This is a genomic window from Geodermatophilus africanus, assembly GCF_900107105.1.
GTDB lineage: Bacteria > Actinomycetota > Actinomycetes > Mycobacteriales > Geodermatophilaceae > Geodermatophilus > Geodermatophilus africanus.
This window is the reverse complement of the sequence record NZ_FNOT01000013.1, coordinates 85,772-105,542: the sequence shown is the minus strand read 5'-3', so window position 1 is coordinate 105,542 and position 19,771 is coordinate 85,772. Positions and strand designations below refer to the sequence as shown.

The 19,771-nt window shown below is 76.3% G+C and carries 22 protein-coding genes; 13 read left to right on the top strand and 9 right to left on the bottom strand.

The features are described 5' to 3' along the window. The first annotated feature begins 6 nt into the window (after positions 1 to 6). The gene (locus BLW63_RS20005; protein ID WP_211517201.1) at positions 7 to 834 is read left to right on the top strand and encodes an AraC family transcriptional regulator; all 828 of its coding nucleotides are present in this window, start codon (positions 7 to 9) and stop codon (positions 832 to 834) included. Beyond that, entirely contained in the window at positions 831 to 1,247 is a 417-nt protein-coding gene (locus BLW63_RS20000) for a VOC family protein (protein ID WP_091160239.1), read from the top strand. The genes BLW63_RS20005 and BLW63_RS20000 overlap by 4 nt, the downstream gene beginning before the upstream one ends. Here BLW63_RS20000 and BLW63_RS19995 read toward each other — a convergent pair. From BLW63_RS19995 to BLW63_RS19975, 5 genes are all read right to left on the bottom strand, one after another. Continuing rightward, positions 1,232 to 1,951: a hypothetical protein gene (locus BLW63_RS19995; protein ID WP_091160237.1), complete on the bottom strand. Its 720-nt coding sequence runs from the start codon at positions 1,949 to 1,951 to the stop codon at positions 1,232 to 1,234. The two genes, BLW63_RS20000 and BLW63_RS19995, sit on opposite strands and share 16 nt — an antisense overlap. Then, a complete protein-coding gene (locus BLW63_RS19990) occupies positions 1,948 to 2,130 on the bottom strand; it encodes a hypothetical protein (protein WP_091160235.1) in 183 nt (60 codons plus the stop codon). Before BLW63_RS19990 ends, BLW63_RS19995 begins: the two co-directional genes overlap by 4 nt. Positions 2,131 to 2,206: 76 nt before the next feature. Further along, positions 2,207 to 4,048, bottom strand: coding sequence for a potassium channel family protein (locus tag BLW63_RS19985; protein ID WP_091160233.1), 1,842 nt, complete (start codon positions 4,046 to 4,048; stop codon positions 2,207 to 2,209). A gap of 13 nt (positions 4,049 to 4,061) precedes the next feature. Next, positions 4,062 to 4,448, bottom strand: a complete 387-nt coding sequence (locus BLW63_RS19980; RefSeq protein ID WP_091160230.1) for a DUF6394 family protein — start codon at positions 4,446 to 4,448, stop codon at positions 4,062 to 4,064. 71 nt (positions 4,449 to 4,519) lie between these two features. After that, positions 4,520 to 5,143, bottom strand: a complete 624-nt coding sequence (locus BLW63_RS19975) for a TetR/AcrR family transcriptional regulator (protein WP_091160227.1) — start codon at positions 5,141 to 5,143, stop codon at positions 4,520 to 4,522. A 515-nt stretch (positions 5,144 to 5,658) separates the two neighbouring features. Here BLW63_RS19975 and BLW63_RS19970 point away from each other — a divergent pair. From BLW63_RS19970 to BLW63_RS19950, 6 genes are all read left to right on the top strand, one after another. After that, the gene (locus BLW63_RS19970; RefSeq protein ID WP_091160225.1) at positions 5,659 to 6,030 is read left to right on the top strand and encodes a hypothetical protein; all 372 of its coding nucleotides are present in this window, start codon (positions 5,659 to 5,661) and stop codon (positions 6,028 to 6,030) included. 7 nt (positions 6,031 to 6,037) lie between these two features. Then, on the top strand, positions 6,038 to 6,433 hold the full coding sequence (locus BLW63_RS28130; RefSeq protein ID WP_244522688.1) for an FAD-dependent oxidoreductase: 396 nt from the start codon (positions 6,038 to 6,040) through the stop codon (positions 6,431 to 6,433). 12 nt (positions 6,434 to 6,445) lie between these two features. Further along, the gene (locus tag BLW63_RS28125) at positions 6,446 to 7,102 is read left to right on the top strand and encodes a hypothetical protein (protein ID WP_244522687.1); all 657 of its coding nucleotides are present in this window, start codon (positions 6,446 to 6,448) and stop codon (positions 7,100 to 7,102) included. A gap of 196 nt (positions 7,103 to 7,298) precedes the next feature. Continuing rightward, positions 7,299 to 8,204, top strand: coding sequence for an ABC transporter ATP-binding protein (locus tag BLW63_RS19960; RefSeq protein ID WP_091160222.1), 906 nt, complete (start codon positions 7,299 to 7,301; stop codon positions 8,202 to 8,204). Continuing rightward, positions 8,201 to 9,019 (top strand): ABC transporter permease subunit, encoded by an 819-nt coding sequence (locus BLW63_RS19955; protein ID WP_091160219.1) that lies wholly within the window; start codon positions 8,201 to 8,203, stop codon positions 9,017 to 9,019. The genes BLW63_RS19960 and BLW63_RS19955 overlap by 4 nt, the downstream gene beginning before the upstream one ends. Positions 9,020 to 9,162: 143 nt before the next feature. Beyond that, a complete protein-coding gene (locus tag BLW63_RS19950) occupies positions 9,163 to 9,504 on the top strand; it encodes a hypothetical protein (RefSeq protein WP_091160216.1) in 342 nt (113 codons plus the stop codon). A gap of 3 nt (positions 9,505 to 9,507) precedes the next feature. On the opposite strand, the gene BLW63_RS19945 is transcribed toward BLW63_RS19950, so the two are convergent. Both BLW63_RS19945 and BLW63_RS19940 read right to left on the bottom strand, forming a co-directional pair. Next, positions 9,508 to 9,945, bottom strand: a complete 438-nt coding sequence (locus BLW63_RS19945; protein WP_211517200.1) for a nuclear transport factor 2-like protein — start codon at positions 9,943 to 9,945, stop codon at positions 9,508 to 9,510. A 52-nt stretch (positions 9,946 to 9,997) separates the two neighbouring features. Next, on the bottom strand, positions 9,998 to 11,155 hold the full coding sequence (locus BLW63_RS19940) for an MFS transporter (protein ID WP_091160213.1): 1,158 nt from the start codon (positions 11,153 to 11,155) through the stop codon (positions 9,998 to 10,000). Between the two features lie 154 nt (positions 11,156 to 11,309). Here BLW63_RS19940 and BLW63_RS19935 point away from each other — a divergent pair, with 154 nt between their 5' ends. Together BLW63_RS19935 and BLW63_RS19930 are read left to right on the top strand one after the other, a co-directional pair. Next, on the top strand, positions 11,310 to 11,927 hold the full coding sequence (locus BLW63_RS19935; RefSeq protein WP_244522686.1) for a class I SAM-dependent methyltransferase: 618 nt from the start codon (positions 11,310 to 11,312) through the stop codon (positions 11,925 to 11,927). Positions 11,928 to 11,952: 25 nt separating this feature from the next. Then, on the top strand, positions 11,953 to 12,507 hold the full coding sequence (locus tag BLW63_RS19930) for a DUF488 domain-containing protein (RefSeq protein WP_091160207.1): 555 nt from the start codon (positions 11,953 to 11,955) through the stop codon (positions 12,505 to 12,507). Between the two features lie 73 nt (positions 12,508 to 12,580). On the opposite strand, the gene pruA is transcribed toward BLW63_RS19930, so the two are convergent. Then, the gene (gene pruA, locus BLW63_RS19925; protein ID WP_091160204.1) at positions 12,581 to 14,206 is read right to left on the bottom strand and encodes an L-glutamate gamma-semialdehyde dehydrogenase; all 1,626 of its coding nucleotides are present in this window, start codon (positions 14,204 to 14,206) and stop codon (positions 12,581 to 12,583) included. Positions 14,207 to 14,245: 39 nt separating this feature from the next. Beyond that, a complete protein-coding gene (locus BLW63_RS19920) occupies positions 14,246 to 15,181 on the bottom strand; it encodes a proline dehydrogenase family protein (protein WP_091160201.1) in 936 nt (311 codons plus the stop codon). A gap of 131 nt (positions 15,182 to 15,312) precedes the next feature. Here BLW63_RS19920 and BLW63_RS19915 point away from each other — a divergent pair, with 131 nt between their 5' ends. The 3 genes from BLW63_RS19915 (at position 15,313) to BLW63_RS19905 (ending at position 19,435) form a co-directional block, all read left to right on the top strand. Then, entirely contained in the window at positions 15,313 to 16,440 is a 1,128-nt protein-coding gene (locus BLW63_RS19915) for a helix-turn-helix domain-containing protein (protein WP_091160198.1), read from the top strand. A gap of 86 nt (positions 16,441 to 16,526) precedes the next feature. Continuing rightward, the gene (locus BLW63_RS19910; protein ID WP_244522685.1) at positions 16,527 to 17,132 is read left to right on the top strand and encodes a biliverdin-producing heme oxygenase; all 606 of its coding nucleotides are present in this window, start codon (positions 16,527 to 16,529) and stop codon (positions 17,130 to 17,132) included. Next, positions 17,129 to 19,435 carry a SpoIIE family protein phosphatase gene (locus BLW63_RS19905; RefSeq protein WP_091160305.1) on the top strand — a complete coding sequence of 769 codons (2,307 nt, stop codon included), beginning with the start codon at positions 17,129 to 17,131 and terminating at the stop codon, positions 19,433 to 19,435. Before BLW63_RS19910 ends, BLW63_RS19905 begins: the two co-directional genes overlap by 4 nt. Positions 19,436 to 19,771 lie beyond the last annotated feature (336 nt).

The window sequence follows — 19,771 nt, the reverse complement described above, 5'->3', positions numbered from 1 at the left end:
CACTCCGTGTCCCTGGTCAGCCACGCCGTCCCGGGCCCGTTGCGCCCGTTCGTGGCGGCGGCGCACGGCTACCGCGCCCCGGCGCTGCCGACGGGTCTGCACCGCGGGCTGCCGTCGCGGCACCTCACGCTGGTCGTGGAGCTGGCCGCACCGCTGCGGGTCAGCGGCACCGGTCCCGCCGTGGCCGCCCACGCCGTCGTCGGGGGCCTGCACACCCGGCCGGCCCTCATCGACGCCACCCGCCCCCAGGACGGCCTGCAGTACGCCCTCACCCCGCTCGCGGCCGGCGCCCTCCTCGGACTGCCCGCGGCCGAGCTCGCCGAACGCACCGTCCAGCTGGCCGACGTCCTCGGCCGGGCGACGGACCGGCTCGTCGACGACCTGGCCGCGGCCCCCGGCTGGTTTGAGCGCTTCGCCCGGCTCGACGCGGCGCTGCTCGACCGGCTCTCCGGCCGCGTCGCCCCGGTGCCGCCCGAGGTGCGGGAGGCCTGGCGGCTGGTGCACCGCAGCGCCGGCCGCTGCCGGGTGGAGGACCTCGCCGCGCACGTCGGCTGGAGCCGCCGGCACCTGAGCGAGCAGTTCCGGCTGGCCACCGGCCTCCCGCCCAAGCAGGCGGCGCGGATCGCCCGCTTCGAGGCCACCCGTCGGCTGCTGGTCGACCCGCAACGCCTCCCGCTGGCCGAGGTCGCCGCCCGGTGCGGCTATGCCGACCAGCCGCACCTGGCGCGGGAGTGGCGGGCGCTGGCGGGGTGCAGCGTCGGCACGTGGCTGCGCGAGGAGCTCCCGTTCGTCCAAGACGGCGCCCCGGTCGGGGGTGCACCCTCTCCGGCATGACCGATGCGACGACGACCACCGCGCCCGCTCCCACCGTCTGGCCGAGCGTCGGCTTCACCGACGTCGACGCCGGGATCCGCTTCCTCACCGAGGGGCTCGGGTTCACCGTCACGGCCTGCTACCGCGACGACGACGGCACCGTCGCGCACGCCGAGGCACGCTGGCCCGACGGCGGGGGCGTCATGTTCGGCTCCCGCGGCAAGCCCGGCGACTGGGGCGCCCTCGGCCCGCAGGGCGTCTACGTCGTCGCGGCGGAGCCGGCCACCGTCGACGCCGCGTGGGCGCGGGTCCGCGGGCTGCCCGGGGTCCAGGTGCTGCAGGAGCTGCACGACACCGACTACGGCTCCCACGACTTCGGCGTCCGCGACGGCGACGGCAACCTCTGGACGATGGGCACCTACCGCGGCGCCTGACCGGGCAGCGGCGAGGCCAGGGACACCAGCCAGACGAGGGCCGCCTGCCACAGCACGAAGCCGGCGAGCGCGCCGAGCCACCCGGCCGGCGGGACGGCCAGCAGCACCGGGCGCGGGACCACGGCGACCGAGCACAGCGCCAGGACGCCGGCCAGCCACACCGCCAGCGCGGTCCAGCGGTAGCGGGGCGCCCGGCTGGGGCGGACGACGATGCCGAGGGCCCACAGGTCCTCGGGCGGGTGCCGGTGCAGCATCCGCCGCCGCGAGCGGTACACGGGCACCCCGGGGTACCGCTCGGCCAGCAGCCGCTCGCACCGGCGGCGACGGCGCGGGGAGAGTCGGACCCGCCGCGGCAGGCTGACGGCCTGCACGCGGGCCGCGGCGGCCCGGAAGCCGGTGTCGCCGAGCACGATGCGGCCGCGGGCGGCGACCACCGCCGTCACGTCGCCCCAGCCCGTCCCCAGCCCCGTGTGGCTCGGGTGGTACCAGCCGTAGAGACCGCAGCCGCACTCGCGCGCGGGCGGCACGTGCGCGTCGTCGACGACGCAGCGGGCGTGCTCGACCGGCCAGGCCCACGGCCCGGCGGCGACGTGCACCGGCGGGCGCAGCCCGTCCTCGGCCAGGCGGAAGCGCCGGTAGCCCCGCAGCTCCCCCGCGACCAGAGCCGGCGGGTCCGCGCCCGGGGGGTCGGCCGGGAGGGTCACGCCGGGGCGGGCGCGGTCGGTACCGGTGCCGGTGCCGGGGCCGGGACCGGGGCGGCCGGCACCGGGTCGGCCACCGGCTCGCACTCGATCTCGCGGCGCTCCGGACCGATGTCGCCGGCCACGCAGGGCCGGGGCGCCAGGACGGTCCGGGGTGGCGGCGTTGCGGTCAGCGTGTGCATCTGCGGCTCCTCGCCGGGCGACCCGTGCCCCCAGTGAAGCACCGGCCGAGGTTCCCCTACGGTCCTCGCGTCGCCGTCAGGGCGGCGTCGGTGCGGCGGGCCGCGTCTCTTCGTCGGGGGCCGGCGCCGGGGTGCCGTTGAGCTTGCGCCAGAGCCAGCCGGACGGCACCCGGCGACCGCTGACCACGTACTGGCGGACGGCGTCGACGATGAGGGTGCGCTCCAGCGCCCGCCGGGCGGCCGGCCAGCCGGCGAGCAGGAGCTCGTCACCGGACGCCAGGACGACGTCGGGGCCCGGCGCGAGGGTGACCTCGCCCCGGTGCAGGAGAAGCAGCGCGACCGCGTGGAGCGGCTCGTCCCGGTCCTCCGGGTTGCGCATCAGGTCGCCCAGCCGGGCCTCGCCGGAGGCCAGCCACGGCGTCAGCGCCGGGGCCTCCCGCTCGGTCAGCCGCACCTTCCACAGCGCCTGCAGGTGCTGCCCGCACAGCTCGGTGAGCCGGTCGACCAGGTCGGCGGCCCAGTCGTCCCCGAGCGCCGGCATCTCGCGCAGGAAGCGCCACAGCAGCGGCGTGGAGAGCTGCGCGTACACCTCGTGCGCGATCTCCTCGGTCGGGACGAGCAGCGCGTCGAGCTCCATCGCGGCGAACAGCGGCGCGCTCGACGGCACGTTCTGACGGGCGGCGAGGAACAGGGTCGGGTTGATCCGGCGGGCGGTCTCCACCAGGGAGAGGTTGGTGATGTCGTTGTCCGTCCCGGCGACGAAGCCCACGGCCTCCTCGAGCCCCACCGCCGCCAGCACGCCGGCCTCGTAGCCGCCGGCCACGACCACGTCGTCCACGTCGTCGTGCGGGCTCGGGTCGACGACGGTCACCTCGATGCCCTCCGCGCGCAGGTCCTCGGTGAGCTCCCGGCCGAGCCGGCCGTAGCCGCACACCACCCAGCGACCGCCGCGCGGCGGTGAGGCCCGGTGCGGCAGCGGGGCGCCGGGTCCGCTCTCCAGCCAGGTCAGCAGCTGGTAGGACGCCGGCGCCCGCAGCGCCAGCTGCACGTGGTCGCCGAACAGGTCGAACGGGTTGACCACGCTCGGCGAGCCGAAGACCCGCATCCGCTCGGCCATGACGGCCGTCGTCGCCCGGGCGATCACGGGGACGTCGGGACGCAGCAGCGCGGTGGTCATGACCACCGCGAGGTTGGCCTCGTCGTCGTCGGTGAGCGCCACGACGGCCTCGCAGCACGGGTGGTCCAGGCCCGCGACCCCGAGGTGCCCAGGGTCCCGGGCGTCGGCGGCGAGCCCGGGGACGTCGCCGTGGTGCGACTCGAGCTCCAGGCCGTCGATCCGCTCGGCATTGCGGTCGAGGACGACGACCCGGCGGCCCAGGGCGTCCATCGAGTGCCCGAGCAGCTCGCCGGCGCGACCGTAGCCCGCGATCAGGACGAACGGCTCGGACAGCCGGGCCACCTTGCGGGTGAAGCGCTGCAACGCCAGCGCCGAGCGGAACGCCCGGTCCTGCAGCAGGCCGAGCAGCGAGCCGATGGCGTAGGCCCAGCCGACCACCGTGAGGTAGATCGAGATGGTCAGCCACATCCGCTGGTTGTAGGTGAACGGGTACGGGATCTCCCCGAAGCCGATCGTCGTCGCGGTGTAGCTCATGACGTAGATGGCGTCGAAGAAGCCCATGTCCCAGGGCCGGCCCTCGGCGTCCTGGCCGGGAATGAGGGTCAGACCCAGCACGCTGATCGAGAAGATGCCGATCAGCACGATCAGCGGCGCCCGCATCCGCCGCAGGACCAGGAAGACCGTCTCCGAGGCCCGGTTGGCCGACGCGGCGGCCGCCAGCAGGCGGGCGCGACGGGCCCGCCGCTCCTCCTCCTCGCGCCGGCCGCGGCGCGCCCAGAACGTCAGCAGGGGATTGCCCACGGCGGCCTCCGGCTCACCCGCGGTGGAAGGAGACGGTCTCGATCAACAGCAGGACGACGGAGACGAGGTTGGCCAGCAGGGCGCCCCCGGACAGGGACACGACGCTCGCCGTCCAGCCCTCCGTCATGCCGGCCGACGAGACGTACTCGGCGTAGCCGTACATCAGCGCCGCCCCGACCAGCTGCAGGACCGCGACGATGCTGGTGGCCAGGTGGATGGCGCCGATCTGGGTGCGGTCGCCGAACTTCAGCACGAGGGCGATGAGGTTGACGACCACCGCGGCGAACAGCTCGTAGGGGTTGTGCAGGTCGGGGTCGCGCATGTCGCCGAGGAAGAAGCCGAAGTTCAGCGTCGCGGCGAGCAGGACGAAGAACCCGAAGACGACCTTCTCCAGGTTCACGCAGTCCTCCCGCCCGCCGCCCCGGCAGCCCGGGGGTCGGAGCACAGCATCGCTGCTGCGGCCCGACCGCGCTACGGACGCTGCAACAGCGGCAGGAGCACGCGATCGACCAGGTCGAGCACCACGGTGCCGTCCAGCGGCCGCCCGGTGACCAGCCAGCGCAGTGCGAGCACCGCCGGGCCGACCTCCGCCGCGATCGACCGGCCGACGCCGGCGGGGATCTCGCCGCGCGCCTCGGCACGGGCGACGACGGTCTCCCAGGCGGCGTCCCAGTTGGCCAGGGGCAGGCGGCGGCACCCCTCCTGCAGCACGGGGTCGTCGACGACCGCACCGAGCAGGCTGCGCAGCGCCCGGCCCGAGGCGCCGCCGAAGAGCGCCACGACCTCGGCCAGGACCGCGACCAGGTCCTCGCGCAGCTTCCCGGTGTCGGGCACCGCCGGCACCGGTGCGCCCACCACGTCCAGGACGCCGAGCAGCAGCTCGGCCTTGGTCGACCAGCGCCGGTAGATCGTCGCCTTGCCCACCCCGGCGACGGCCGCGACGGCGTCCATCGTGAGGCCGGCGTAGCCCACGCGGCCGAGCACCTCGACCACGGCCGAGGCGATCGCGGCGTCCCGCGACGCGTCGAGCCGGCGACTCCCGGCCCGGGTGCGGCTCGGGCGGACGGCAGGCTCCCTCTCGTCACACGGCGTCACGACGCGAACGTAACCCGTGATCCGGATCGGCGCAGGGCGGAGTACCCACCACCGCGCCGGACGCTGCGCCACCGGACCGGCACGCCGCGACCGGGGCACCGGAACGCGGCAGGGGCCGGCCGTGGTGTCCCCGCGGCCGGCCCCTGCTTCCCCTCGGCCGGCGCTCCCGTCCCCTCCGGTCGCGCCGGTGGTGCCGCCGGTCGCGCCGCTCCCCCGCGGCGTGCCCGACCCGGCCGGTGCACCGTTCCCCCCGGTGCACCGGCCGTCGTGCCCGGCGGCGTCGTCCCCCACGATCCCGCCGGCCGGTCCGCCGGCGGCTCCGTCCCCCCGTGCGATGGAGACGCCGGCTGTCCTCGGGCCCCGAGGGGGCCGGTCGTCCCGAGCGACGCCCTCGGTGCTCGTCGTCTCGGTGACGAGGAGGACTCTGCTGGCCCGTCCGCAGGGGATCCGCGGGGCCACCGCAAGGAACCCGCAAGATGCGGAAACCGGATTGCGGGCCTCCCTACCGTCGGGACGTGACCCGGATCGAGGACCTGACACCGGTCCACCGCGCCGAGGACGGCGAGCTGGTGGGCTGGCTGTCCACCGAGCGGCGCGGCGACGCCGACGTGGTGGTCGCCCGCACGCTGTTCGGCGCCGCCCTGCGCGTCCTGCCAGACCGGCCGGCCGCGGAGTCGTTCCTGCGCCGCTGCGGCCTGCCGCTCCTTGCCGAGCGGTGGGTGTACCGGCCGGCCGATGGGGCGGCGGAGCGGCCCGCCTGGCTGGTCGAGGCGCGGCCGGGCGCGGTGACGGTGCGGTTCGGGTACGACCCGCACGACACCGCGACGCTCACGGGTGGCGACCTCGACCGGCTGCGGCCGGAAGCCGGGGGCGCCTCCCGCGGTTGACCCTGGCGTGGGTAGGGACGTCGAGGTCGTCGTCATCGGGGCCGGCCAGGCCGGGCTCGGCGCGGCGCACCACCTCGCCCGGCTGGGGCTCGGCCTCGTCGTCCTCGACGCCGAGGCCCGCCCCGGCGGGGCCTGGCAGCACCGCTGGCCGTCGCTGACGCTGGCCCGCACCCACCACGTGCACGACCTGCCCGGCCTGCCGTTCCCGCCGGCGGGGGACGACGTCCCGGCGGCCGACGCGGTCCCCGCCTACTTCGCCGAGTACGAGCGGCACTTCGCGCTGCCGGTGCACCGGCCGGTCCGGGTGCGCGCGGTCCGGCGGACCCGCGACGGCCGGTCCCGCGTCGAGACCTCGGACGGCGACTGGACCGCCTCGGCCGTCGTCAACGCGACCGGCACCTAGACCCGGCCGTTCGTGCCGCGCTACCCGGGGCAGGAGGTGTTCCGCGGCCGCCAGCTGACGCCGGTCGAGTACCGGGGCGCGGCGGAGTTCGCCGGGCAGTCGGTGGTCGTGGTGGGCGGCGGCGCCTCGGCGGTGCAGCTGCTCGGGGAGATCGCCGAGGTCGCCGACACCACCTGGGTGACCCGGCGACCGCCGGTCTGGCGCGAGGAGCCGTTCGGCCCGGAGGAGGGTCGGGCGGCGGTCGCGCTGGTGGCCGACGCCGTCCGGGAGGGCCGCTCCCCCGGCAGCGTCGTCGGCGTCACCGGGCTGGTCGTCACGCCGTGGGTGCGGGAGGCGCGCGCTCGCGGCGTCCTCGACCGGCTGCCGGTGTTCGACCGGCTCACCCCGGACGGCGTGGCGTGGGACGACGGCCGGTCCGTCCGCGCCGACGCCGTCCTGTGGGCCACCGGCTTCCGCGCGGCGCTGGGCCACCTGGCGCCGCTGGGCCTGCGCGGGCCCGGCGGCGGGATCCGGCTGGAGGGCACCGCCGTGGCCGGGGAGCCGCGGGTGCACCTGGTCGGCTACGGCCCCTCGGCGAGCACCGTGGGCGCCAACCGGGCCGGCCGCGAGGCCGCGGTGGCGCTGCGCCGGCTGCTGCGCCCCGAGGCGACGCTGCCCCGCTCGGCGTAGCCCTCCCCTCCGCCGCTCCCCCGGCGAGATCGGCGATCTCGCACGCTCTCCGGCCCCCAGGCGTACGAGATCGCCGATCTCGCCGGATCGGGGGCCGGTCAGGGTCGGTCCAGGGGGTTCCCGGATACCCCCGGCGTCCGGCGGCCGAGAACCTCGACACCATGACCTCCCCGACCTCCCGCGGCCCGGTGACCCCGTGATCGCCGCGCACCGGCTCACCAAGACCTACGGCACCCGCACCGCCGTCGACGGCGTCGGCTTCACCGTCGAGCCCGGCCGGGTGACCGGCTTCCTCGGCCCCAACGGGGCGGGCAAGTCGACGACGATGCGGATGGTGCTCGGCCTGGACCGGCCCACCTCCGGCAGCGTCACCGTGAACGGCCGCCGCTACGCCGACCACCCCGCCCCACTTCGCGAGGTGGGTGCGCTGCTCGAGGCCAGCGCGCTGCACCCGGGCCGCTCGGCGCGCGACCACCTGCGCTGGCTGGCGGCGAGCAACGGCATCCCGCGGACCCGCGTCGACGAGGTGCTCGACCTGGTCGGGCTCACCGCGGTGGCCGACCAGCGGGTCGGCCGGTTCTCCCTCGGCATGGGCCAGCGGCTGGGCATCGCGGCCGCGCTGATCGGCGACCCGCCGGTCGTCGTCCTCGACGAGCCGGTGAACGGGCTGGACCCCGAGGGCATCCGCTGGGTGCGCACCCTCGCCCGGGACCTCGCCGCCGAGGGCCGCACGGTGTTCGTCTCCAGCCACCTGATGTCGGAGGTGGCCCTGACCGCCGACCACCTGATCGTCATCGGCCGCGGCCGGGTGCTGGCCGACTGCGCGACGGCCGAGTTCGTCGCCCAGCACGCCGCCTCCCACGTGCGGGTCCGCAGCCCCCAGCACGACGCGGTCGCCACCCTGCTGCGCGGCGAGGGCCTGGACGTCGCCGCGCACGGCAGGGAGCTGCGGGTGGTGGGCCTCGACGCGGCTGCCGTCGGCGAGCTCGTCGGCCGCTCCGGCCTGCTGCTGCACGAGCTGACCCTGGTGCGCTCCTCGCTCGAGGACGCCTTCATGACCCTGACCGCCGACAGCGTCGAGTACGCGGGAGCCACCCGATGAGCAGCACGATGGGCACGCACGCCTGGACCCGGATCGAGACGCCGGCGCCGCCCGGTGCCACCGCGACGCTCCGGGCCGAGTGGGTCAAGTTCTGGACCGTCCGCTCGACCCCCTGGTCGCTCGGCGCGATGTTCGTGCTGGGTGCCGGGCTGACCACGCTGGTGTGCGCGCTGAGCGCCGAGGCGCTGGCCCGCGGGGACGTCGGCGAGCCGGTGGGCGCCTTCGTCACCTGGGGGATCGTGTTCGCACAGGTCACCGCCGTCGTCCTCGGCGCGCTCGTGGTCACCAGCGAGTACGGGACCGGGATGATCCGCGCCACGCTGGCGGCCACCCCGCAGCGCAGCGCGGTGCTGGCGGCCAAGGCCGCGGTGCTCACCTCGACGCTGTTCGTGGCCGGCACGCTGACCGCGCTGGCCGGGTACCTCGGCGGCAACTGGTTCCTCGACCGCGAGGGCATCGGCCTGGCCCTGACCGACGACGGCGTGCTGCGCTCGATCCTCGGCAGCGGCCTCTACATGGCCGGGCTCGGGCTGTTCGCCGCCGCCGTCGGCCTTCTGGTGCGGCACACCGCCGCCGCGCTGGCGGTCGTGCTCGGCCTGGTCTTCGTCGTCGGCAACCTGGTGATGGTGCTGCCCGGGGCCTGGGGCGAGTGGGCGACCAAGCTCATGCCGGGCAACGCCGGGTCGAGCATCGCGACGCCGGAGTCGTTCAACCCGCTGCTGCTCGACCCGTGGGTCGGCTTCGCGGTGTTCGTCGCCGAGACCGCCGCCGTCCTGGCGGTCGCCGCGGTCGTCTTCACCCGCCGCGACGCGTAGGACCCGACCACTGTTGATCATGAGGTTGGTGCAGGCGACACGGTCGGACACGCCGCTGCCGTCGGCAACGACCCCATGATCAACTCACGGGGTGCCGGGATCCTCCCGTGCGACGGCGCGGGGCGGGCAGGGACAGTGGGGGCATGACCGACCCGCAGGAGACCGGCCGGCGCACGGCCGACGAACTGGTCCGCCGCCTCGCCGCCGACGACGGCTCCGGGGCCGACGAGCTGCTCGCCGGCCTCACCGAGGTCCGCGACCTGGTGTTCGTCGGCGCCGGCCTGACCGCGACCGCGCGCGCCGACGGCCGGCGGCTGCCCCCGGCCCAGCGCGCGCAGGCCAGCACCCGGCAGCTGGCCCTCGGCCAGCTGCGCGACCGGCACCGCGGCGACCCGGAGGGGCTGCGGACCTGGCTGCGCCGGTCGGCCGAGGAGGTGCTCTTCCTCCGCGGACTCCGCGAGGCCGCCACACGCGCCGCCGGCTGACGGTCAGCCGAGCGGCTCGACCCACGCCGCCCGCCAGGCGAGCGGCTCGAGGGGCTGCGCGTAGTAGCGGGTGTCGCGCACGATCCGCCCCTCGTCGTCGAACTCCAGGACCAGCGCGACGTGCCAGACCTCCCTGCCGTAGTCGTTGACCCCCTCGAGGACCCACACGTGGCCGGTCCCGACCACGCGCCGCACGGTGAGCGTCGGCGGGGTGGGGAACGCCTCCTGCATCGCCCGCATCGCCTCGCGGCCGCGGATGCGCTCGCCCGACTGGGGCATCTCCATCACGTAGTCCGGGGTCCGGACGCGGTACTCGTCCTCGGCCGACAGCCCCGTTCCCGCGGTCAGGCCGAGCAGCCGGTCCGGACCCGCGCGCATGGCACTCACGTCGTCGTCGGCCACCGCGCGGCGGAACAGGCCGAGGACCTCGGACTCGCTCATTCCCGACGTCTGTACCCGGCCGGCCGGCGGGGGCAGGGACCGGCGACCCCGGTCAGGCCGGACGGACCGCCACCCGGGCCAGCGGCAGGGTGAGCAGCAGCACCCCGGCCGCCAGGACGTAGGTCCACGGCAGGCCGATGCCGCCGGCGACGAGCCCGAGCACCAGCGCGCCGACGGCCGTGCCGGCGTCGAACGAGGCGTTCCACATCGCGCTGGCCGCGGTGGCCCCGCCCTCGCCGGCGCGGGCGAAGGCGGTCACCAGCGTCAGGTTCTGCACCGCTCCGTAGCCCGCGCCGAAGACCGCGGCACCGGCCAGCACCCAGCCGGCCCCGGCGCCCAGGCCGAGCGCGACGGCCGCCAGCCCGGCCGCCGAGCCGAGCAGCGCCAGCGGCAGCAGCAGCCGGGTACCGGTCCGGTCGGCGACCACGCCGGCGCGCCAGCGGCCGAGCGCCGCGGTGATCCCGAAGACGAGCAGCGCCGCCGTCGCCAGGACGCCGTCGGGCCGCTCGATCGGCAGGAAGGTCACCAGCCCGCCGCCGGCCAGGGTGACCACGAGCAGCACCGCGGACGGCGTGAGCGCGGCGCGCACCGCGGCGCGGGAGGACGACCGCCCCGCCGGCGGGTCCGCGCGCGCCCCGCGGACCACGGCGGGGACCAGCGGCAGCGCGAGCACCGGCGAGGCGGCCAGCCAGGCCATCCAGCCGGCGTGCCCGCCCAGCACCAGGGCCACGCCGGCGGGCACGCAGACCAGGTTGGGCACCGCGATGGCCAGCCCGTAGAGGCCGATCGACTCCCCGCGCCGCTCGCGTGGGGCCACCCGCGCGGCCAGCGTCGCGCCCAGCACGGTGAGCACCGCGAAGCCGAGCCCGCGCACCGCGGAGACCGCCGAGAGCCAGAGCAGCCCGTCGTCCACCGCGTACAGCGGCGAAGGGGCGCCGAGGGCGACGAGCCCGGCGGCCAGCACCGGGCCCGGGCCGTACCGTGCGGTCAGCGCCGGTACTGCCGACTGCCCGGCGACGGTGACCGCGAGGAACACCGCGGTGACCAGCCCGGCGGTGTCGGCGGCGGCGCCCCCGGCGACCGCGTACACGGGCAGCGAGGCCAGGGTCAGGGTGAAGCTGGTGAAGCCCAGCACCGTCGCCCCGGCCAGCGCCCGCACCGCCGGCAGCCGCCACAGCGACGTCCGCGATCCCGTCGTCCCCCGCGCCACACCGCTCCCCTCGACCGGGCACCCTCGTCCGATCGACCAGCATGACCGGCGGGGCGCGCCGGGGGCGGAGGCAGGTGTGCGTGGACACGCACCGGTGCACGATCCGGGGATGCCCCCACCGCACCCCGTCCCGCCGACGGACCGTCCCCGCCCGGTGTTCAGCCGCGTGTACGCGCGGATCAGCGAGGGGATGGACGCCGAGGGCCTCGCCGCGCTGCGCACCGAGCTGCTCGCGCCCCTCTCCGGCTCGGTTGTGGAGGTCGGCTGCGGCAACGGCCGCAACTTCGCGCGCTACCCGGCGGCGGTCAGCGGGGTGACGGCGGTCGAGCCCGAACCGCACCTGCGGGGCCTGGCGACCCGGGCGGCCGCCACCGCGCCCGTGCCGGTCACCGTGTTCGCGGGCACCGCCGAGGCGTTGCCGGTGCCCGACGGCGGCGCCGACGCCGTCGTGCTGTGCCTGGTGCTGTGCTCGCTGCCCGACCGGGAGCGGGCGCTCGCGGAGGTCACCCGCGTGCTGCGCCCCGGGGGGACGCTGGCCCTCCTCGAGCACGGCCTCGGCCCGACCCGGCGGGTGCGCGCGGTCCAGCGGCTCGCCGACGCGACGCTGTGGCCGCTGCTGGCCGGGGGCTGCCACACCGCGGTCGACCCGGTCGGCCTGGTCGAGGGGGCGGGGTTCGAGGTCACCACGCTGCGCCGGTTGCGCTTCCCCGACACGCGCCTGACGCTCCCGGCCACGCCGCACGTGCTCGGCCTCGCCCGCCGGCCCGGCTGACCGCGGCCGCCGGGTGGGAGGACGCGTGCCCCTGCTGACCGTCGGCCACGGCCCCGACGACCGCACCCGCCTCGGCGCCCGGCTGACCGGCGCCGGGGTCGGGCTGGTGGTCGACGTCCGCCGGTACCCGGGCAGCCGCAGCAACCCCGACGTGCGGCAGGAGGCGCTCGAGGAGTGGCTGCCCGCTGCCGGCGTCGGCTACCGGTGGGACGCGCGGCTGGGCGGGCGCCGCCGACTGCCCCCGGACGCGCCCGTGGCCGACGGCTGGTGGACCGTCGCCCAGTTCGCCGCCTACGCCGCCCACACCCGGACCGCGGAGTTCGCCGCGGCGCTCGACGAGGTGCTGGCCGAGGCGGCGACCGCGACCGTGGCGGTGATGTGCAGCGAGAGCGTGTGGTGGCGCTGCCACCGGCGGCTGGTCGCCGACGTCGCCGTGCTCGGCCGGAGCGTGCCGGTGCGCCACCTCATGCCCGACGGCCGGCTCGCCGGGCACCGCCCGTCGGAGGGAACGGTGCTCGGCGAGGACGGCCTCGTCCACTGGCCCGCGAGATCTGCACACTCGCGGCCTTCAGGCGCGTGAAGGCCGCGAGTGTGCAGATCTCGTGCGAGGCCCGAGGCGACTCAGCCTGCGGAGGGTGGGAGGACGCGAGTCCTCACCCCATGTGCGGGTAGCGGTGGTCGGTCGGCGGCACGAACGTCTCCTTGATCGACCGGGTCGAGGTCCAGCGCTGCAGGTTCTGCGCCGCGCCGGCCTTGTCGTTGGTGCCCGAGGCCCGCCCACCGCCGAAGGGCTGCTGGCCGACGACGGCACCGGTGGGCTTGTCGTTGACGTAGAAGTTGCCCGCCGCGAACCGCAGGAGGTGCTGGGCGTGCGCGATGGCGGCGCGGTCCTCGGCGATGACGGCGCCGGTGAGCGCGTAGGGCGCCGCGGACTCCATCTGGGTGAGCACGGTGTCGTAGTCGGCGTCGTCGTAGACGTGCACCGCGAGGATCGGCCCGAAGTACTCGGTGGTGAAGACCTCGTGCTCGGGGTCGGTGCCCTCGATGACGGTCGGTCGGACGAAGAAGCCCTCGCTGTCGTCGGCCTGCCCGCCGGCCACGATCGACAGCGCCGGGTCGTCGTCCACCCGGTCGAGGACGCCGGAGAGCTTCGAGAACGACTTCCGGTCGATCACCGCGCCCATGAAGTTGGAGAAGTCGGTGACGTCGCCCATCTCCAGCGACTCGGTGACCCCGACCAGGTCGTCGCGCAGCCGCCCCCACACCGAGCGCGGGACGTACGCCCGCGAGGCCGCCGAGCACTTCTGCCCCTGGAACTCGAAGGCGCCGCGCACCAGGGCCGTCCGCAGCACGTCGACGTCGGCCGAGGGGTGCGCGACGACGAAGTCCTTGCCGCCGGTCTCGCCGACGATGCGCGGGTAGCCGCGGTAGGAGGCGATGTTCTCCCCCACCCGCCGCCACAGCATCTGGAACACCGCTGTCGAGCCGGTGAAGTGGATGCCGGCGAGGTCGCGGTCGGCCAGCGCGACGTCGGAGACGGCGACCCCGTCGCCGGTGACCATCGAGATGACGCCCGGCGGCAGCCCGGCGGCCTCCAGCAGCCGCATGACGAAGTGCGCGGCGAACTGCTGGGTGGGCGCGGGCTTCCAGACGACGGCGTTGCCCATGAGCGCCGGCGCGGTGGGCAGGTTGCCGGCGATCGCGGTGAAGTTGAACGGCGTGACCGCGTAGACGAAGCCCTCGAGCGGCCGGTGGTCGCTGCGGTTCCACACGCCGGGCGAGGACACCGGCTGCGCGGACACGATCTCGCGGGCGAAGTGCACGTTCCAGCGCCAGAAGTCGATCAGCTCGCAGGCCGAGTCGATCTCCGCCTGGTGGGCGGTCTTGGACTGGCCGAGCATCGTCGCGGCGTTGAGCGTCTGCCGCCACGGCCCGGACAGCAGCTCGGCGGCACGCAGAAACACCGCGGCCCGGTCGTCGAAGGAGAGGTCGCGCCACGCGGGCGCAGCCGCCTTCGCGCAGCGCACGGCCTCCTCGGCGTCGGCGTGCGTGGCGTGCGCGGCGGTGCCGAGGACGGCGGCGTGCCGGTGCGGCTGGACGACGTCGAAGCGCTCACCCCCGCCCATCCGCTGCTCGTGGCCGATGGTCATGGTGAGCTCGAGCGGTTCGCCGGCCAGCTCGGTCAGGCGCTGCTGCAGCGCGGCCCGCTCCGGGGAGCCGGGGGCGTAGCTGAGCACCGGCTCGTTGCCCGGCGCGGGGACGTTGGTGACGGCGTCCATGGGACTTCCCTTGTTCGGGGTGGTGGGGCGGGTGGGGGCTCAGTGGGTGCTGACGAGGGAGCGCAGGAAGAAGCGCAGGTTCGCGGGACGCTCGGCCAGCCGGCGCATGAAGTAGCCGTACCAGTCGGCGCCGTAGGGCACGTAGGTCCGCACGCACAGGCCCTCGGCGGCCAGCCGGCGCTGCTCGTCGGTCCGGATGCCGTGGAGCATCTGGACCTCCCACGAGTCCGGCGTCCGGCCGTACTCGGCCGCCAGCCGCTGGGCGAGGTCGACCATGCGCGGGTCGTGCGAGCCGACCATCGGGTGGCCGGGGCCGCGCATGAGGACGCCGAGGCAGCGGGCGTAGGCGGCGTCGACGTCGGCGGGGGACTGCCAGGCGACCGATGGCGGCTCGTCGTAGGCGCCCTTGACCAGTCGCACCCGCGACCCGGGGACGGCGAGCGCGGCGGCGTCGTCCTCCGTGCGGTGCAGCGCGGCCTGCAGCACGGCGCCGGTGCCGGGGTGGTCGCGGCGCAGCTCCGCGAGGACGGCGAGGGTGGAGTCGACGGTGGTCGACTCCTCCATGTCGAGGGTGACCGTGGTGTCGATCGCCGAGGCCGCCTCGGCGACCGGCCGGACCAGCTCCAGCGCCAGGTCGGTGCCGCCACCGGGCAGCGCCTGGCCGAACGCCGACAGCTTCACCGACACCTCGGCGGCGCGGCCCAGCCGCAGCGGCGCGAGCCCGTCCAGCAGCGCCAGGTAGGCGTCGCGGGAGCGCACCGCCTCGGCCCGGTCGGTCACGCCCTCACCGAGGTGGTCGAGGGTCACCGCGAGCCCCTCGGCGGTGAGCCGGCGGACGACGGACAGCACCTCGTCGAGGGTCTCGCCGGCGACGAACCGGTCGACGACCCGCCGGGTGACCGGGGTGCCGGTGACGAGCCGGCGCAGTCCCGGGCGCCGCGAGGCGCCGAGCAGCAGGGTCTTCTGGGAGAGCACGAGCCACCTCCGCCACCGGGAACCGGACGTCTCCGACGCTAGGCAGCCCCGGCCCGCACGACCAGCGACAGACGTACGGTTCCCGCCGTCCGGTGTCATACATGTGTCCAGGGGAACAGAGGGACGACGGCGTGCGGGACGAGCTGCAGGAGCTGGTCGACCGGGTCGCGGGGCTGCTCGGCGCCCCGGCGACCCTCGAGGACGCCGACTTCACCCTGCTGACCTTCTGCGCCCACCCGGTCGACGCCGCCGAGACGCCGGTGATGGACGCCGTGCGCACCCGCTCGATCCTCGGCCGCGGGTCCACACCGGAGACCCGGCGCCGCTTCGAGGACTTCGGCATCGCGGTCGCCGAGGGCCCGCTGCGCACGCCGGGTGACCCCGCGGCCGGGATCCTCACCCGACTGGTGCTGCCGGTCCGGCACGCCGGGCGCACGCGCGGCTACCTGTGGCTGCTCGACGGCGGGCGCACCGACCCCACCGCCGACGACCCCGCGCTCGCGGCGGCGGTCGAGCTGGCCGCCGAGGCGGGGCGGCTGCTCGCCGAGCGAGAGGCCGACGCCGGGGACCTGGGCCGCCCGCTGGCCACCGCGCTCACCGGCACGCCGGCCGCCCGGGAGGAGGCGGCCCGGACGCTCGCCGGGGCGTGGGGCGAGCGGACCCCGGTGGTGCTCGTCGCGCTGCGGCCCGCCCGCGCGGGGCTGCCCTCGCCGTGGCGGGCCCCGGCCGCGGGTGCGGTCAGCGCCGTGCTGCCCGGCGAGGAGCTGGTCGCGGTGGCCGTCCCGCTGCCCGGCCCGGCGGACCTGCGCCCGGCCGCCGCGGTCACCGCCGCCGCGCTGGCCGGCCTGCCACCCGGGAGCACCGCCGGGCTCTCCGCCGTCGGCGCCGGTGCCGTGGCCCTGCCCGACCGGTGGGAGCAGGCGCGCACCGCCGCACGGGTCGCCGCCGCCGTCCCCCGCTTCTCCCCCGTGGCGCACTGGGGGGAGCTGGGCGGCTGGCGGCTGGCCGCCGCGCTGCCCGGCCCCGACCCCGCCGTCGGCCCGCTGCTGGCCGACCCGGTGCTCACCGCCACCGCCGAGGCCTGGCTGGACGCCGCGTGCAGCCCCGCCCGGGCGGCCGCGGCCCTGCACGTGCACCGCCAGACGCTGTACTCCCGGCTGGCACGGATCGAGGCGCTGACCGGCCTGGACCTCGCCGAGGGAGACGCGCGGCTGCTGCTGCACGCCTCGCTGCGCAGCGCTCGTCTCACCCGGCCGTGACCGGGCTCACCCGCCCGGCTCAGCCCGCGCCACGGCGACGGTGTTCGCCTACGCTCGGGTTCCGTATGGCTGCGGGAGGAGAGGCGTTGCCTCGACACGCGGGGGGCGCGGACGTCCTCACCGAACTGCGCACGGCGACCGCCGTCGAGCACGAGCAGGTGGAGTCCACCCTCGGCCTGATGGATCCGCACCTGGGCCGCGACCGGCTGGTCGCGGTGCTGACCCGGCTGCACGCGTTCTGGACCGCCGCCGAGGCGGGCCTCGACGCCTGGGCCCGCCGCTCCCCGGCCGACGCCGAGACCGTCGACTGGTCGCGGCGGCGCCGCGCCCACCTGTTCGCCGCGGATCTGTGGGCACTCGGGGCCGCGCCCCCCGACGGCGGGAGCCCCGAACTGCCCGCCGTCGAGGACACCGACCAGGCCCTGGGCCGGCTCTACGTCCTGGAGGGCGCCACGCTCGGCGGCACCTTCATCGCCCGCCACCTCGCCACGCTGCCCACGCTCGGGCCCGACGTCCGGCTGGGCGCCTTCTCCCCGTACGGCACCGAGACCGGCGCGATGTGGCACGCCTTCCGCCGGGTGACCCGCGACCGGGTCGCCGCCGGCGGCGACCCGGCCCGGCTGGTGGCCGCCGCGCACGCCACCTTCGCCGTCCTGGCCGACTGGTGCGCACCGATCGGGGCCTCCGCGTGAGCAGCTCCCCGGACACCGAGCTGCTGCCGGCCGGGACGCCCGTCGACCTCTCCAACTGCGAGCGCGAGCCGATCCACGTCCCCGGCAGCATCCAGCCGCGCGGGGTGCTGCTCGCGGTCACCGAGCCCGACCTCGTCGTCGAGCAGGTGTCGGAGAACCTGGCCGACCTGGTGGGCGTGCACCCCGCCGACGCGCTGGGCCGGCGACTGCCCGACGTCCTCGGGGTGGTGGCGGCCGAGGCGGTGGCCCGCTCGGCCAGCGCCTTCGGCGACCTGCGGGAGCGCAACCCGGTGGAGATCACGCTGGACGTCGAGGGCAGCCCGGTGCCGGTCGACGCGCTGCTGCACCGCGCGGTGGTCGGCGCCGGCACCCCGGCGACGGCGCTGCTGGTGGTCGAGCTGGAGCCCGCTCACGGCCCCCGACCCTTCTCCTTCCCGAACACCTACCAGGCGGTGCGCCGCACCGTCGGCGAGCTTAACCGCGCGACCTCGCTGCAGGAGCTCTACGACATCACCGCGCAGGCGGTGCGCGACCTGACCGGCTTCGACCGCGTGATGGTCTACCGGTACGACGCCGACTACAACGGCGAGGTCGTGGCCGAGGCCAGGACCCCCGGGCTGAACTCCTTCCTCGGCCTGCACTACCCGGCCAGCGACATCCCGGCGCAGGCGCGAGCGCTGTACGAGAAGAACTGGATCCGGCTGATCTCCGACGTCGACTACCGGCCGGTGCCGCTCCGGCCGGTGCTGGTGCCCTCGACGGGGACGCCGCTGGACATGACCTTCTCGACGCTGCGCAGCGTCTCGCCGATCCACGTCCAGTACCTGCAGAACATGGGCGTGCGGGCCTCGATGTCGATCTCGCTGCTGCGCGACGACCGGCTGTGGGGCCTCATCGCCTGCCACCACTACGCCGGCCCGCACGCCCCGCCCTACGCCACCCGGGCGGCCGCGGAGTTCCTCGGCTCCACGCTGTCGCTGCGCCTGGTCCACCGCGCCGAGGAGGACGAGGTGCACCGGGCGCTGCAGGCGCGCTCGACGCTGGCCTGGCTGACCGCGGCCACCCTCGACGAGGACCGCCCCCTGGCCGACACGCTGCTCGGCTCGCCCAGCCTGCTCGACCTGCTGCCGGCCGACGGCGTCGTGGTGCACCTGCAGGGCCACCACGGCAGCCGCGGCGCGCCGCTGCCCGACGACACCGCCGAGGCGATCGCGGCCTGGGCCGCCGCCGCGGACGAGGACGTCGTCGCCACCGACTCGCTGCCCCGGTCCGCACCGGGACCGGCGGTGCCGGTCGAGGTCGCGTGCGGGGTGCTCGTGCTGCCGCTGCCGGAGGGGCAGTACGTGCTCTGGCACCGCGCCGAGGCGACGCGCACGGTCGACTGGGGCGGCGACCCGCACAACAAGGCGATCGCCGAGCGGGAGGGCGACGCCGTCCGGCTCAGCCCGCGCAAGAGCTTCGAGCGGTGGCGGGAGACCGTCCGCGGCCGGTCCGAGCCGTGGACGGCGCAGCAGCTGGCCGAGGTCGGGGAGCTGCGCACCCACCTGCTCGAGGCGCTGTACGCGCGATCGCGACGGGTGGTGCTCGCCGCCGAGCGGCTGCAGCGCAGCCACCTCACCGAGCCCCCGGTGTCGGCTCGCCACGACGTCGCCGTCCGCTACGTGCCGGCTACGACCGAGGCGCAGGTCGGCGGCGACTGGTACGACGTCTTCGAGCAGCCGGACGGCTCGACGGTGGTCGTGATCGGCGACGTCGTCGGGCACGACACCGCGGCCGCGGCCGACATGGCGCAGCTGCGCGGGCTGCTGCGGGGCATCGCCTACGACAGCGCCGACGGCCCGGCTGCCGTGCTGCGCCGGCTCGACAACGCCGTCGCGGGCCTCGGGCTGCACGCGATGGCCACCGTCCTCGTCGGCCGGCTGACCCCCGATCCGGGGACCGGCGGCACCCGGCTGCGCTGGTCGAGCGCCGGCCACCTGCCGCCGCTGCTCGCCGAGCCCGGCGACGGCGTGCTGACGCTGACCACCCCGCGCGCCGAGCTGCTGCTGGGCGTGGACCCGACGGCACGGCGCACCGAGTCCGAGGCGCTGCTCGAACCCGGCTCGACGCTGCTGCTCTACACCGACGGCCTCGTCGAGCGGCGCGACCGGGGTTTCGACCCGGGCGTGCAGCAGCTGGCCGAGGAGCTGGTGACCGTTCGCGACCGGCCGCTCGAGGCGGCCTGCGACGAGCTGATCGGCCGGATGCTCCCCGAGGGCGCGGAGGACGACGTCGCGCTGGTCGCCGTCCGGCTGCACGGCTGACCGTCTCCGTCCGGGTCTCCGACGATGCGGAGCCGCTCAGCACCCGTCCCGGTTGACGCCCTCTGCGGGCATCGTGACCGGGCGGGTCTCGCGGGATGCGCCTCCCGCGCCACACAGGGACAGCCACTGGCGCGCCTCGACACCCGACCGCGCCGACCAGTGACAACCCCACGCTGCTCCACGAGCGGATCCCCTTGCGGTAATAGCCCAACGTGCTGGTGCAAAACGTCAGCGGTGTCCGGCATGGGTTCGGTTCCGAACGCACATCCGCTTGGCGTGGTGGTGAACCCGCCCTCGGTGTGGCCTGACCGATGATTCTTCCGCGCCGTGCTGGTC

Bases quoted from the DNA above. Each gene is read 5' to 3' on its own strand.
- BLW63_RS19990 (WP_091160235.1), bottom strand. From the start codon at position 2,130: ATGCACACGCTGACCGCAACGCCGCCACCCCGGACCGTCCTGGCGCCC.
- BLW63_RS19955 (WP_091160219.1), top strand. From the start codon at position 8,201: ATGAGCAGCACGATGGGCACGCACGCCTGGACCCGGATCGAGACGCCG.
- BLW63_RS20000 (WP_091160239.1), top strand. From the start codon at position 831: ATGACCGATGCGACGACGACCACCGCGCCCGCTCCCACCGTCTGGCCG.
- BLW63_RS19950 (WP_091160216.1), top strand. From the start codon at position 9,163: ATGACCGACCCGCAGGAGACCGGCCGGCGCACGGCCGACGAACTGGTC.
- BLW63_RS19945 (WP_211517200.1), bottom strand. From the start codon at position 9,945: ATGAGCGAGTCCGAGGTCCTCGGCCTGTTCCGCCGCGCGGTGGCCGAC.
- pruA (WP_091160204.1), bottom strand. From the start codon at position 14,206: ATGGACGCCGTCACCAACGTCCCCGCGCCGGGCAACGAGCCGGTGCTC.